Source organism: uncultured Nostoc sp. (genome assembly GCF_964245575.1).
GTDB lineage: Bacteria > Cyanobacteriota > Cyanobacteriia > Cyanobacteriales > Nostocaceae > Nostoc.
In genome coordinates this window covers 1-14,385 of the sequence record NZ_CAXTNP010000205.1, presented here as the reverse complement: position 1 = coordinate 14,385, position 14,385 = coordinate 1, and the positions used below count along the sequence as shown (strand labels likewise).

Below are 14,385 nucleotides of genomic sequence, written 5' to 3'. Positions count from 1 at the left end.
GGCTGGGGGAGAATAAAAAATTACCTCTTTCCCCTCAGCAAGAGCAGCACCCCGCCCCTCTGCTTCTTCTCCATGCCCAATTCCCCCACTAAGCATACACCAGTGGATCAACGAGTCCTAATTCGGCAAAAGCTGCTAGCCGCAAGCGACAAGAATCACATACACCGCAGGCGACATCTTCACCGGCATAGCAAGACCAAGTTAGCTCCCAAGGAACTCCCAATTGGTTCCCCAGTTGGATGATTTCAGTTTTTTTCAGATTGATTAGGGGTGCAACAATATTTATTGGTTGTCCCTCACGCCCTTGTTTGGTTCCCAGGCGAAAAACTTCCTGCATCGCCTGAATATAGTCGGGGCGACAGTCAGGATATCCTGAGTAATCTAAAGCATTAATGCCGATATAAACACGTTCAGCTGCGATCGCTTCGGCAAAACCAAGAGCAAAGCTTAAAAAGATGGTATTACGAGCCGGAACATAGGTGACAGGAATATTTTGAGACATTTCATCCAGTGATCGCTCCTGGGGTAAATCAATCGCGTCATCGGTAAGTGCTGAACCGCCCCATTGTCGTAAATCAAAATTAACCACCTGATGTTTTGCGATCGCAGCTTTTTGAGCGACGGTGAGGGCTGACTGTAACTCTCGTCGGTGTCGCTGCTGGTAATCAAAGGAAATAGCATGACATTCACAGCCATCAGCCTTAGCTTTATATAGAATTGTGGAAGAATCTAATCCTCCAGATAACAGAATTACAGCTTTCATCTCGGTTGCAAATTTGGGATTTTAAATCGCTAAATTACACCTCAACAAGATTTCAGGGAGCAATGCCAAAGCGACTCCTGAACCCTGTGAGTCATGACAAATAACGCCGTACCTTAGATATTCTAAAGAAACAATCTACACTAGTTACTCTCAAAAAGCCGTGTGATGTCTTCTCTACCAGACCCTACGGGTAGCTTGCTTCTTTGCAGGATTATTTGTCTACAACGGTGCTGCAAATAATCATACAAAAATCTTTTCTATTAATCAGTGGCGATAATTTCCAGTAGCATTTTTTGGGAAAAAAGCACAAGTGTTACTTTTTGATGACTTTGTAATTTTAGTAGTATCAATTAGATATTGATCCCGGTAATTAATTGCCTAAATGCAACAATTAAGTTAAGTAGGAGCATAGGAAAGCGAAGCTGAGAAATTTGAAGAATTTACACTTAAGCCTTACTGAATGTTTTAAAGTTAATAAAAAGACACATATTTATTGTATAAAGTGCAAAATCCAAAACAAACCCGAACTATCTATACAAAAGATATTTGGATTACGGGAACCGATCACAAACTTTGAAATTCTTCATAAACATAGGCTCTATGTTACCATCTGGATGGTTTTAGACGGATCGTAACTGGCTTTCGAGTATAAACGCCAACGGCCGTAGCGTCTCTAAATTTGGTGGTTGAGGAGAGAATAATAGTGCAAGATAGCATGTCAGTGGCAGAACCGAATCTATATACACAGCGCAACCAGCCACGACCGATCCGCATAGGCGTGATTGGAGTGGGTAACATGGGACAACATCACGCTCGCGTGCTGAGTTCAATGAAAGATGTTGAACTAGTCGGAGTGGCAGATATTAATGTTGAGCGAGGGCTAGAAACTGCCAGCAACTACAAGGTGCGTTTTTTTGAAGATTACTGTGACCTGCTACATCTTGTAGAAGCAGTTTGTGTAGCTGTTCCCACCCGTCTGCACTATGCCGTGGGCATCAACTGTCTGTTAGCGGGAATTCATGTTTTGATTGAAAAACCGATTGCAGCCAGTATTTCTGAGGCAGAGTCCCTAGTAAATGCCGCAGCTGAGTCTGGGTGTATCCTGCAAGTGGGTCATATTGAGCGTTTCAATCCAGCTTTTAAAGAACTAAGCCAAGTGCTTAAAACTGAGGAATTGCTGGCGCTAGAAGCCCATAGAATGAGTCCTTACTCAGATCGGGCAAACGATGTTTCGGTTGTGCTGGATTTAATGATCCATGACATCGACCTACTTTTGGAATTAGCTGCTTCCCCAGTCACCAAATTGACTGCTAGCGGTACTCGCGCCCTAGACTCTGGTTATTTAGATTACGTAACTGCCACTTTGGGGTTTGCCAATGGTATTGTTGCTACTCTGACCGCCAGTAAAGTTACCCACCGAAAAATTCGCCGGATTGTCGCCCATTGCAAAAATTCATTCACTGAGGCAGATTTTCTCAAGAATGAAATTTTGATTCACCGACAAACGACTGCCAATTCTCTCACCGACCACCGACAAGTACTTTACAGGCAAGATGGTGTGATTGAAAAAGTCTACACCACCAATATTCAACCCTTGAGTGCAGAATTAGAGCATTTTGTCAACTGTGTACACGGTGGAAATCAACCCTCAGTAGGTGGTGAACAAGCTCTCAAAGCTTTGAGGCTGGCAAGTTTGATTGAGCAGATGGCGCTGGAAGATCGAGTTTTGAATCCATTAGACTGGCAATCGGAACCAAGAGTACAATCATTGACCCCAACAGTCTAGAAGAAGGGATGAGGGGATGAGGCGGATGAGGGGGATGAGGGGGACAAGGTAAAATTTTCTCCCTGCTCTCCTACAGGCGCAACCTCACAACCTCAAAAGAAAACCCTAGAGTATGTTTTTCAATTTGCCATCAAATCTTTAGATCCTCCCTAGTCCTTTTAAAAAACCGACTAAGGGGGATCTAAAAAATTAGAAAATAAAATCTGGTGGTTGATTTCATTAATTTTGTCAGGTTCGTAGTGAGCGATTTATCGCTCAATTTCAAGGGCTTGAGCTACTTACAAATTTTTAGAAACCTCGCAATTAATGAAACAGCCTCCTAGTGGCCTGTCCCATTAATTTTGATGAGTTTGTAGTAAGCACAAAGCCTGCTTAAAAATCCCTGACTAAAGTCCTTACTACGAACTTTTTACTTTTAAAAATTAATGACATGAACCACTAGCTTATACTTGTTTTACTCTATTTATTCATTGCAATGCAAACTTTTAGTGCAGCCGAATTACCTTGACTTTAGCAAGCGCAGATAATTACCTTTTAAAAAAGCTAAAGCGGAATCTTAGTCACAAGAATAGTACAGCAATTTCAGGAATTGACTCAATGCTTGAATGGATAACTAATACTATCAACTATTTTGGTTATTGGGGAATCGCTCTACTAATGTTCCTAGAGAACCTTTTTCCCCCGATTCCTTCAGAATTGATCATGCCACTGGCTGGATTTACAGCAAGTCCATATCAACCAGGGGGGGCAAAGCTGAATATCATTGGTGTGTTTTTCGCAGGACTTTTGGGTTCTGTATTGGGCGCACTTATTTGGTACTATCCAGGTAAGTTTTTGGGCGAAACTCGTTTGAAAGCTTGGGCTGACAAGTATGGCAAATGGCTGGCTATATCCAGTAAAGATATCACCAAGGCCAAAGAGTGGTTTGAGCGACAAGGTAGAACAGCAGTATTAATTGGTCGCCTTGTACCAGGAATCCGCACCTTGATTTCTGTTCCCGCAGGTATTAGTAATATGCCTTTGCTACCATTTTTGTTTTACACAACATTTGGTAGCGCGGCTTGGGTGGGTTTGTTAACATACTCAGGATACATATTGGGTAATCAGTATGAACTTGTGGACAAGTACCTTGCTCCTGTATCCAAAATCGTACTTGGCGGTTTGGTTCTAGCATTTGTTTTCTGGATATTCAAGCGCCAGTTAAGACGTACTAGAAGATGAAACACGGACGCTTTTGGTTTGAAAGCAGTCAAAGCAGGGGTTACATCTGGCCAAAATTCGCCTACACTATGCCAAATAATACTAGATGTGCGTTGACAGAGCTTATCGGAGGTATCGCCCGAATAATTTTTGGCATATTTCTTAGCTACACTTGACGCAACCTAGAATTTATGGTTGCTCCCATTTTGTAAGATGAGCATGACAACTTTTTACAGTTAAGTTTGAACTAGGAGCTTTCATGACAGACCAACCTTCCGCCGCTAACCCCATCAATGCTGCTGCTATACCCATGAATAGAGCGGCAGTTCCGATCAATGCTGTTAATAATAATATTCCTCCCAAGGCAGGCGGTGTTCCAGGGAAAACCATTCTCAGTGTTGATTTAGGCAGAACTTCCACAAAAACTTGTGTGAGTCGTGAACCCGGTAATGTGGTATTCGTACCTGCCAACGTCAAGCAGATGTCAATTGAACAAGTACGCGGTGGTGTTTTTGAAGCTAGGGCTACTGACCCCTTAATGGATTTGTGGCTGGAGTATCAAGGAAATGGATATGCTGTTGGTCAACTAGCAGCCGATTTTGGGGCAAATCTAGGAGTTGGCCAATCTAAGGTAGAGGCTGCACTGGTAAAAGTGTTAGCAAGTGCTGGCTACTTCAAACTCAGAGATGATATCTCAGTCGTACTAGGTCTGCCTTTTCTTTCCTTAGAACAATTTGAAAAGGAAAAAGCCCAGTTGATTAGCCAAGTAGGCGGGCCTCATGTGTTGAACTTCCGAGGCGAATCGATATCGCTGAACGTCAGTAAGGTATGGGTAATGCCAGAAGGCTACGGCAGCCTGCTGTGGTCTGAAGCTCAACCGAAGAAAAATCCTGGCAGTCCCGATTTTACAAAAATATCGGTGGCGATCGTTGATATAGGACATCAAACCGTCGATCTTTTGATGGTAGATAACTTCCGTTTTGCCAGAGGTGCTTCTAAGAGCGAAGACTTCGGTATGAACAAGTTTTATGAATTGGTGTCCGCCGAAATCGAGGGAGCAGATAGTCAATCTCTAGCTCTGATTTCCGCAGTGAACAAACCCAAGAATGAACGTTTTTACCGTCCTAAAGGCGCTAGCAAGCCCACCAACTTAGATGATTTTCTTCCCAACCTTACGGAGATGTTTTCGCGCGAAATCTGTAGCCGTGTGCTAGCCTGGTTGCCAGAACGTGTCACCGATGTGATTCTGACTGGCGGGGGTGGTGAGTTCTTCTGGGACGACGTTCAACGTCTGCTTAAAGAGGCAAAGATTAATGCTCATTTAGCAGCACCTTCACGACAGGCGAATGCTTTGGGGCAGTATATTTATGGAGAGGCACAATTATCCTCCAATCGCGCTGCTAGGGCATAAAGCTGATGTTCCAATGGTCAAAAAAGGTAGTTAAATCCGTCACGTTCAACCCAGAGCTTGCTGATGAAAGCTTGTTAGCGCAAGTAGAAAGTTATTTGGACAAACAACCAGACAAGACTTTCAGCGACCTCTGTAAAGAAGCCTTATGGCAATCTTTATGTGTACCGGAACCTGTACAACCTGCTCCACAAACAGCAGCAACAACACCGGTTGAACAGCAAATCGGTGAACTGCAACGTCAAGTGGCTGGACTTGAGGAACGTTTTTTTGCCAAGGGATCTAATCGTTTGGAGGCGATGGAACACCATCTACTGCAACTTTCTCAACAAGTTGCACAACTGGCGCTCATAGTCAATGAGCGATCGTTCATTCAGTCTCCAACTCAATTAGAAGTAGTAAATAATACTTCTTATACTGTTCCTACCCCTCCTCAAGAGGTTGACCCCGTAATCAGTCGCCTTAGTCAGTTTCTCGATGATTTTTAAGAAACAATCGCGTTTGTGAGCAGTTTTTCCTCCTCTTAACAATCCTTAATAGTATTATCTGTTAAGGATTGTTAATGTTTATATAGAAAAATATTGGGATTATTCAAATTTGTGTAGATGAAGCGATCGCTCATAATAGCGAATCATTACGGCAATCCGAGTTGATCTGTTCTGGTATTCTTGTTATCAATTGGGATTTGTCAAGCTATGCCTCATTTTCGAGATTGCATGAAGAATAATTTATAACCATTTGTAATCTGTACGCCTTACTTCAGCAAGCTCTCGGCAGATTATGATAGAAATCTAAGGCTTTCTGAGAAAGGCGATTGGCAATTTGTTTTTTAACCAGAGGAGCCTGCTGCTGTACAAGCACAAGTCGCAGTTGCAGAAGCCGAAACTGCTGCTGTACGAGAAGAAGCGGCGGCTGCACAGGTGGCTCGTTTAGCGGCTAAATTGAGAGAATTGGGCGAAAATCCAGATATCTAGATATGTTGTTGTGAATTTTGGCTTTTTTGATTTGTTTGGACTACAGTTTTGATTTGTAGGAGTAATAGATGAAAAGACAAGTTATTATCTATCCAGGAGAAGATGGTTATTGGGTGGCTGAATGTTCTAGTTTACCTGCTTGTATCAGCCAAGGAAAAACGAAAAGAGAAGCTATTGGCAATATCAAGGAAGCTATTGAATTATATATTGAAGTCTTAAAAGAAGAAGGTCGTCCTATTCCAGAAGATAACTTGGAAACAGTTTTGGTCGATGTATGAGCAAGTTGCCAATAATTTCTTGTCAAGGATGCATTAAAGCTTTGGGAAAGGCTGGTTTTTATATTTGACGACAACGTGGAAGCCACATTATTTTACGTCGAGATGAGCCATTTGCTGAAGTGGTAGTTCCAAATCATCAAGAATTAGACAAAGGAACTTTACGCGCAATTATTAGACAGGTTGGGTTAAGTGTTGATGAGTTGATCGAGTTGTTATAAATGAAAAACTAGGTGCGATCGCTATTTGCAAATATAAGAATGAGTAAGTGCGATCGCTATTAAGTAAAGATTTAAAATTAAGGTTTAATTGGCACAAATTCGGATTTATCAGTGCCAGGTTTTTGTTGAACTTTGACTAAGAATATGGAATTGTCTTTGCGATCGCCTGATGCTAAAAACTGAATCTTTCCCGTTGCACCATCGACTAAAAAACCTGGACTGTGCAACACCTTTTGCAATTCATCGCGTTTGTTGGTTCGTTGTAAACCTGCGATGATCGCTAAAGTTGCATCATAAGCCGTAGCTGTTCGCCAATTGACAGTTGCACCCCAAAGTTTTTGGGCTTTTTGCGGAAAGATGTTATTAGGAAAAGCTGCGGGATACCAAGGTGCAGAGATTATCAGTCCGTTGATACCTCTGCCATTCTTTAAGGTTTCGTCAGTCAAAAGTGTAGGACTACCAAATACAGTCAACTGCCCTTGATTAGATTCTGCCACCGCTAGACCTTGTTTTATTTTGTCTATATAAAGACCTAACACCAATGCATTAGCATTGCTACGTACAGCTTGAGAAATGACAACACTAGGGTTAAAGTCACGGGCAGAAATATCGCACTCTGTAGAATTAATCTGACCGCCAGCAGTTTTTATCGCTTCAACAAACTCATTGTTAAACGACTGATTATCTATCCCTTGGTAATCAACACAGATAAGAAAATTGGTTTTACCCGCTATTTTAATGGCGTAATTAGAGACGCTATCTGCTATGGATTTAACACTAGGAGCAGTGCGGAAGATATAATTGCCAACACTGGTAAGGTTTTGGGCAAAACTGGTGGGAGAGATCATCACTAACCCGTCTTTTTGATAGACTGGGGCTGCTGAGAGAGAAGCATTACTAGAATTATGTCCCACGACAGCTAAGATGTTGGCATCTTTGCCAAACCGAGTGGCAAGCTGTACAGATTCACTTGGATCATTATCATCATTAGCGATCACTACCTGTAAAGCTTTGCCATTGATACCGCCACTGTTATTCACCTCATCTTGAGCTTGAGCCACACCGCGTAGGATCTCTTTTGCTACATTTGGATTTGTACCAATGGGTACACTGACGGCAATTTTAAGTTGCTCTTTTTGCTGACGAGCTTTAACATTATTCAAGTAAATTAATGCTTCTGGGTCTGTGCGGTTAATTGTGCGATATGAATTTAACTTATCAGCAGCAAGCTGACAATTACCTTCTAAAAATGCTTTAACTCCAGCTTCTTTATCTGCCTTTATATCTTGTCTTAATAAAATTTCTTCACCCAAGCTAATTCTGTCATTAAAACTATAGGTCTCTTTAGCACAGGAATTTACTATAGGGTGAACTACAGGTTGAGATTTATCTTCGGTTCTAAAAAAGTAGAATACAGTACTGCCAACGCCAATACCTACTCCAATTACTCCGATAACGCTGGCTACTATGTATTGTAGAAAATTGTTATTTCGGGTAGATCGAGTATTTATCTGAGTCCGGGCATTTGACTGTTTGCGAATTACGATATCTTCTCTTTTTGCTATATCTTTATCTTTGTCGCCGAGAGTTGTTGAATCTTCTCTGTTACGAATTCGATCTTCGATTGGTTTTATATCTTCATCCCTAAGTACTAAAAGTTCCTGAAGACGTTTCAACTTAGTACGAGTTTTATCACTAAGATTAGAATCTGATTCTCTCGCCTTGTAGAACGCATCCTCATACTTCTGCAATTTCCTTTTATACTCTTGGTAAGGTTTTAAAACCTCTGCTTCAATTGATTTAGTGTCCTCAAGCGTTAGTTGCAGACTCTCTTGTTTTACTTCTAATGTAATACGATCAAGTTCATGAATTTCGCCACTGCCTTCTTTTGCCAATTCTTGAACTAGTTTGCGATAAATAAGCTTTGGATCTCCTTTTGGTGCTTTAGCTATGTAAATTTTATAACCTTCTTCCACTGGGTAGATTTTCGGTGTCATTGCTGGGGCTTCTTGCTTGACTTTAATACTGGCATATTCATGCAGTTCATCAACAGAAATCCGTCCATCTCCGTCTTTATCGGCTGCTCCTTTTTCAATCCCTTCGACTAGATAGCGTGTGTAAATTGAAAGTTCTAAACCTTCCTGTTCAAATGCATACTGAGTGGATGTGGAAGAAGTCAGAATTGCTCGTCCTTTTCCGCCTAGCTCTTCCTGCAAATTCACCGTGCTGCCATCTCTTGGAATCATATCCCGAGCAATTGCCCCACTAAAGCAGCAATCCAAAATCACCACCTGTCTCTCAGATTTGCTTTCATTCATATTTTCGTTCAGAACACTAGCTGCTAGCGCTGAGTGCTTAACTAGCCTCCCATTCTCTTTACGAGTATTACAGTTTGACAAGTAAAGCTTGCAGCTTTCATCTTTTATTCCATGACCAGAAAAGTAAAACAGCAACAGGTCTTCTCTTTGGCGATTGGCAAAAAGGCTGTATATCGCATCTTCCACTTCCTGCCTATCGGGATTTTTTAGCGCTGTAACATCCGTCTCGGCAAATCCTCCCATTTCTGGGTTTAGTAAAACTCGCTGCATTGCCTCCACATCTTTTGTCGCTGCAAGCAATGAGGTAATATCTGCTCCATACTCGCTTACACCAATTAGCAGCGCTAGCTTCGCCATGTCGCTATTCTCCTTTATTTGTGAAATTTATCGGCTAGTTACCTGCGACAAACTTTTGTGCTTGTTCAATGGCGGCGGCTAATTCTTCACGACTGCTGGCTTTCACCTTGAGTTTCTTACCATTAGCCTCGACTTCCAATTCAATGCTTTTGTTACCCAAGCGATCGCCCAAAAATCCCAACAATTTCTTAAAATTGGCAAGGCTTACCTCTGTCTGCAACACTCCCAGCAGAAAACCTCCAAACGCCTTTGATCCTAGAGGAGTTTCTGTAACTGCTACAAGTTCAGCACTTTCTACATCTAAGTCTTTGATTTCTCGCAGCAGATTCCCTGTTTCGCGTTCTTGCTCATCTGCATCTAAGTCTGGATTAGAAAGAGCGATCGTTAACTTGACGTTAGATTCAGAACTCATTTTGTACCCTTTTCAGTTTTAAGCAGTTGACAGTCAACTATATTTCCGTGATTTCTCTATTGACATCATAACTGCTATGTAAATTTCCTGAAACTTCATCAATATTTTTGCAAAAACTCATAAAATTTAAGTAAAAATTACTAGAAATCAAAAAGACGTAGCACTGCTACGTCTCTACATTCTTTTTGGGAGATGTCTATTACGTCAGATTAATTAAAACAAGTCCAAATCTGTCACAGCACCAATACTGCTAGAAGATACCAATTTGGCATATTTCGCCAACACACCTTTAGTGTAACGGGGAGCGGGAGGCTGCCAGTTGGTACGACGGTGGGCCAATTCTTCTTCGGATATATTCAATTGCAATAAACGAGCGGGTGCATCAATAGTAATACTATCGCCTTCTTCTACAAGAGCGATCGCACCACCAACGGCTGCTTCTGGAGCAACATGACCAACCACCATGCCGTAAGTACCCCCAGAAAAGCGCCCGTCGGTAATTAATCCCACCGCATCACCCAAACCAGCACCGATAATTGCTGAGGTGGGAGCCAACATTTCTCGCATCCCAGGCCCACCCTTAGGCCCTTCGTAGCGGATGACTAGAATATCACCAGCTTGAATCTTACCGGCCAAAATTGCATCTAAAGAAGCTTCTTCCGATTCAAACACTCGTGCGGGGCCGGTAATTACTGGTTTTTTCACGCCGGTAATTTTGGCGACAGCCCCTTCCGTTGCCAAATTACCTCTGAGGATAGCTAAGTGTCCTTGAGGATACATCGGGTTATTCCAAGTCCGAATTACATCTTGATTGGCGGATGGTTCTTCTGGGATATCTGCCAATATCTCTGCGATCGTTTGACCAGTGATGGTGAGGCTATCACCATGTAATAAATCATGCACAAGTAGCATCTTCATTACTTGGGGAATCCCACCAGCTTTGTGCAAATCTGTAGCTACATATTTACCGCTTGGTTTTAAATCACACAAAACGGGAACACGGGCGCGGATGGTTTCAAAGTCATCCAGCGTTAACTCTACATCAGCAGCGCGGGCGATCGCTAAGAAATGCAACACTGCATTGGTCGAACCACCCACCGCCATAATCACAGAAATGGCATTCTCTATAGATTTGCGGGTGATAATTTGGCGGGGCAATATCTGTTTGCGAATAGCTTCGACTAACACAAATGCTGATTTTTCCGTACTGTCGGCTTTTTCGGCATCTTCCGCCGCCATTGTCGAAGAATAGGGCAAACTCATCCCCAGTGCTTCAAATGCTGAAGACATGGTGTTAGCCGTGAACATCCCCCCACAGGAACCAGCGCCAGGACAAGCCCGACCCTCAACTTCTAATAATTCTTTTTCGTCAATTTTTCCAGCACTGTATTGACCAACAGCTTCAAAAGAACTGACAACAGTTAAATCGCGTCCGTTGTAGTGACCGGGTTTAATTGTGCCACCGTAAACAAAGATAGCAGGGATATTCATCCGGGCGATCGCCAGCATTGCCCCTGGCATATTTTTATCACAACCGCCAATCGTTAGCACACCATCCATACTTTGTCCAGTACAGGCGGTTTCAATGGAATCGGCAATAACTTCCCGCGACACTAGGGAATATTTCATTCCTTCAGTTCCCATCGAAATCCCATCGCTGATGGTAATTGTGCCAAACACCTGCGGCATCGCCCCGGCAGATTTTATACCAACCTCTGCCCTTTGCGCCAGTTGATTTATCCCCATATTACAGGGAGTGATCGTACTGTAGCCGTTGGCAATACCTACTATGGCTTTATTGAAATCTTCATCTTTAAAACCAACTGCACGCAGCATAGCTCGATTAGGCGATCGCTGCACCCCTTGCGTCACAATTTGGCTTCTCAAATTCTCTGACATTTTTTTTCCTTCCGTGCCTCATCGCTTGTATTGCGATTGTATTACCTGATTTTCTCATGTATACGTGGCGCGATCGAACCTTAGAAGATGTTTTAAAAGTCTTTGGCACATAGAGTTCGCTACTACAGATTAGACCTCTTAACATAAATCAAAAATAAGAATCCCACTTTTAAGTGCTTGCTCTTAAAAGTGGGGTGTTAGGGACTTTTGCTAGAGGTGTAGCAACAGCCTTGGTGATTAGGACATCAACAGATGATAAAACTTAGACACAAAAAGACTTTTCACCCAGTCCCCAGTTCCGAGTCCCTTGCTATATATTAAAGAATAATGTCGTTTGCCACTAGTGATGGTGTTCCTGTCAGCGCAATCTCAAACTCAGCCGACAGATCCCGATCAGTGCTAGCTTGAAGAATGCCTCCTGAATAACGAACCTGACCGGCTGCCGAGAATGCGCGAGTCCCAATAAAAGTGAAGGCTTGGTTGCCCCCTACAGTGGAGTTAGCGTCAATGGTAGATAGATTGATTTGATCACCTGTAAAGATACCGTTTCCAACGAAGTCAGTGATAACATCACGTGACAAACCAGTAGGACTATCTGAAACTGAGTTGAAATCGAAAATATCGTTACCAGCACCGCCAGTGAGAGAATCAGTCCCAGCACCGCCAGTGAGGATATCGTTGCCAGCACCTCCATTTAAGGTATCGCTACCAGCACCTCCATTTAAGGTATCACTACCGACACCTCCATTGAGACTATCGCCGCCAGCATCCCCATTTAAGATATCGTTGCCGACATTGCCATTGAGGATATCGCTACCAGCACCCCCATTTAGGCTATCGTCACCGGCATTGCCGTTGAGGATATCGCTGCCAGCACCCCCATTTAGGATATCATCGCCGGTATTGCCGTTGAGGATATCGCTACTAGCACCCCCATCAACGGCAGGGCGCAAAATTAGCGGGGAACCGTTGATGGTATTGTTGTCATTGAAAATGGTACCGTTGATAATTGCCATTAGTGAGTTTCTCCTGAATTTAGAGGGTAAAATAACCACCTCACTTGCCCATCAGAAAACGGTGTTGCTGATTAAGAGTATGAATTTGGTTTCCCCAAAGGCGCAAGGAAACAGTTTCAAGTATTTAATTTTTGAATTTCACACTTTCATTCAGCAACGCCGAGAAAAAAACGCAAAGAAATAATCAGTGGGAAGAGATAACTGAACCATACCTAATTGCAACAGGTGTTTGCTGTTAAGCCTGAAGATTTTAAAAGCACTGGATCTATTGATGATGTTGGCATCCAAATTGCGCTTAGAGTGATGTTATATTCTTGTACCTGATGTTTTCACTAATTATAGTAGGCTGCTAGGAAAAAAGCAGATTTCCTGCTACGAAATTGCATAGGTTTTAGAACATTTTGATTTTCTTCAAAATTACAATACTATGATATTACTCTCAAAGCTACTTTTTTATATCTATAATAAAAATTAATTAACCTTATTTTATTATTTTCGCCAGAGCAAAATCTGAACCCTTTGTTTAGATAGAGTTTGTTTTGCCTATTGAGATTTATTTGGTGGTTTATATAGTTATATATAACTGAGTAATTGCCAATAAGTTAAAATCTTTGTTTATCTGTGCGATCGCTACACTATTACGTTACAATTTGGCTGATCAAATTCTCTGACATCTTTTTTCATTCTCTGGCATCATCGCCAGTGTTGCGATTGTATTACCTGATTTTCTCATGCATACGCGGCGCGATCAAGCCTTAGGAAGCATTGGTAATTCTCTATTTTTTAGATTTGCTTCTGTTACTAATTAAGGAGATTAACAATCTTAATCTTAAATATGAAGCTAATATGAACTACTTTTTTGGTTAAATACCCTTTCTAGAACTTACGCATTAACAATAAATACCAAATATGGATAAATTTAACAACCACATCTTTCGTAAGGGCACAGCAATGCTGTGCCCCTACAGCATGATCTATTTATGAGCGCAGGATAATTAAGAAAAGCCTGAAACAACCTACTTTTGCTAATGCATATCACGATGCATTTGTACAGTGCGTAAGTCCTACTTTCTTGGTATTTAATACCAATTCTCTAAAATAAGGCAACAGATGTAAGCAGAGATTGCCTTGGTGCATCTAAATTTCTCAATGGCGAATGGGCGAAAAAGCGAATTGGTATAACTGTGCTTGATTACAGCAATACCATCCTTGACAGGTTAAAGACGAGTGCATTTTGTCAATTCGCCTAAATACAGAAATAAATTTGTGTAATAATAATCACTATAAAAGGAAGAGGCAAGTTAAGCTTACCTCTCCCTACGACTGTTAAATTATTAGAATTCTACCTCGTGCTTTATTTTCAAGGCAGGTCTATTAAATTAAAGCACAATGTCGCTTGCTACTAATTGTGGTGTTCCTGCCAGTCGAATCTCCAAGTTAGCCGATAGATTTCCATCAGTGTTAGCTTGAAGAATACCTCCTGAATAACGAACCTGACCGGCTGCGGTGAATGCGCCAGATCCAATGAAAGTGAAGGTTTGGTTGCCCCCTATAGTGGAGTTGGCGTCGATGTTAGATAGATCGATTAGGTCACCTGGCAAGTTACCGTTTCCAAAAAAGTCAGTGATAACATCCCGTGAAAAACCAGCAGGACTATCTGAAACTGAGTTGTACTGGAAACGATCGTTACCCGATCCTCCAGTGAGAATATCAGTCCCACTACCGCCAACGAAGCGATCGTTGCCAGCACCACCGA

12 protein-coding genes and 1 pseudogene are annotated in these 14,385 nt (G+C 42.1%); 6 read left to right on the top strand and 7 right to left on the bottom strand.

Translation table 11 applies throughout. The features are described 5' to 3' along the window. Nucleotides 1-88 precede the first annotated feature (88 nt). The gene (queC, locus tag ACFFAP_RS26635) at nt 89-763 is read right to left on the bottom strand and encodes a 7-cyano-7-deazaguanine synthase QueC (protein ID WP_375514050.1); all 675 of its coding nucleotides are present in this window, start codon (nt 761-763) and stop codon (nt 89-91) included. A gap of 703 nt (nt 764-1,466) precedes the next feature. Between queC and ACFFAP_RS26630 the strand changes: the two genes are divergently transcribed. The 4 genes from ACFFAP_RS26630 (at nt 1,467) to ACFFAP_RS26615 (ending at nt 5,645) form a co-directional block, all read left to right on the top strand. After that, entirely contained in the window at nt 1,467-2,549 is a 1,083-nt protein-coding gene (locus ACFFAP_RS26630; RefSeq protein ID WP_375514049.1) for a Gfo/Idh/MocA family oxidoreductase, read from the top strand. A gap of 597 nt (nt 2,550-3,146) precedes the next feature. Continuing rightward, nucleotides 3,147-3,770, top strand: coding sequence for a DedA family protein (locus ACFFAP_RS26625; RefSeq protein ID WP_375514048.1), 624 nt, complete (start codon nt 3,147-3,149; stop codon nt 3,768-3,770). A 238-nt stretch (nt 3,771-4,008) separates the two neighbouring features. After that, nucleotides 4,009-5,160: a ParM/StbA family protein gene (locus ACFFAP_RS26620; RefSeq protein WP_375514047.1), complete on the top strand. Its 1,152-nt coding sequence runs from the start codon at nt 4,009-4,011 to the stop codon at nt 5,158-5,160. A gap of 5 nt (nt 5,161-5,165) precedes the next feature. Further along, on the top strand, nt 5,166-5,645 hold the full coding sequence (locus tag ACFFAP_RS26615) for a plasmid segregation centromere-binding protein ParR (RefSeq protein ID WP_375514046.1): 480 nt from the start codon (nt 5,166-5,168) through the stop codon (nt 5,643-5,645). 271 nt (nt 5,646-5,916) lie between these two features. Here the strand turns inward: ACFFAP_RS26615 and ACFFAP_RS26610 are convergent, their stop codons facing one another. Further along, nucleotides 5,917-6,075, bottom strand: coding sequence for a hypothetical protein (locus ACFFAP_RS26610; protein ID WP_375514045.1), 159 nt, complete (start codon nt 6,073-6,075; stop codon nt 5,917-5,919). Between the two features lie 124 nt (nt 6,076-6,199). Between ACFFAP_RS26610 and ACFFAP_RS26605 the strand changes: the two genes are divergently transcribed. Both ACFFAP_RS26605 and ACFFAP_RS26600 read left to right on the top strand, forming a co-directional pair. Continuing rightward, nucleotides 6,200-6,409 carry a type II toxin-antitoxin system HicB family antitoxin gene (locus tag ACFFAP_RS26605; protein ID WP_375514044.1) on the top strand — a complete coding sequence of 70 codons (210 nt, stop codon included), beginning with the start codon at nt 6,200-6,202 and terminating at the stop codon, nt 6,407-6,409. An 80-nt stretch (nt 6,410-6,489) separates the two neighbouring features. After that, a pseudogene (locus ACFFAP_RS26600) lies at nt 6,490-6,627 on the top strand (type II toxin-antitoxin system HicA family toxin); the annotation flags it as partial. A gap of 77 nt (nt 6,628-6,704) precedes the next feature. Here ACFFAP_RS26600 and ACFFAP_RS26595 read toward each other — a convergent pair. The 5 genes from ACFFAP_RS26595 to ACFFAP_RS26575 form a co-directional block, all read right to left on the bottom strand. Next, complete coding sequence (locus ACFFAP_RS26595; protein WP_375514043.1) at nt 6,705-9,302, bottom strand: ABC transporter substrate-binding protein; 2,598 nt, start codon at nt 9,300-9,302, stop codon at nt 6,705-6,707. A 34-nt stretch (nt 9,303-9,336) separates the two neighbouring features. Then, nucleotides 9,337-9,714 (bottom strand): hypothetical protein, encoded by a 378-nt coding sequence (locus tag ACFFAP_RS26590; RefSeq protein ID WP_375514042.1) that lies wholly within the window; start codon nt 9,712-9,714, stop codon nt 9,337-9,339. A gap of 213 nt (nt 9,715-9,927) precedes the next feature. After that, entirely contained in the window at nt 9,928-11,613 is a 1,686-nt protein-coding gene (gene ilvD, locus ACFFAP_RS26585; protein ID WP_375514041.1) for a dihydroxy-acid dehydratase, read from the bottom strand. 317 nt (nt 11,614-11,930) lie between these two features. After that, a complete protein-coding gene (locus ACFFAP_RS26580) occupies nt 11,931-12,629 on the bottom strand; it encodes a calcium-binding protein (protein ID WP_375514040.1) in 699 nt (232 codons plus the stop codon). Nucleotides 12,630-14,008: 1,379 nt separating this feature from the next. Beyond that, nucleotides 14,009-14,385 (bottom strand): M10 family metallopeptidase C-terminal domain-containing protein (locus ACFFAP_RS26575; protein WP_375514039.1); only part of this gene is annotated, 377 nt, incomplete at its 5' end.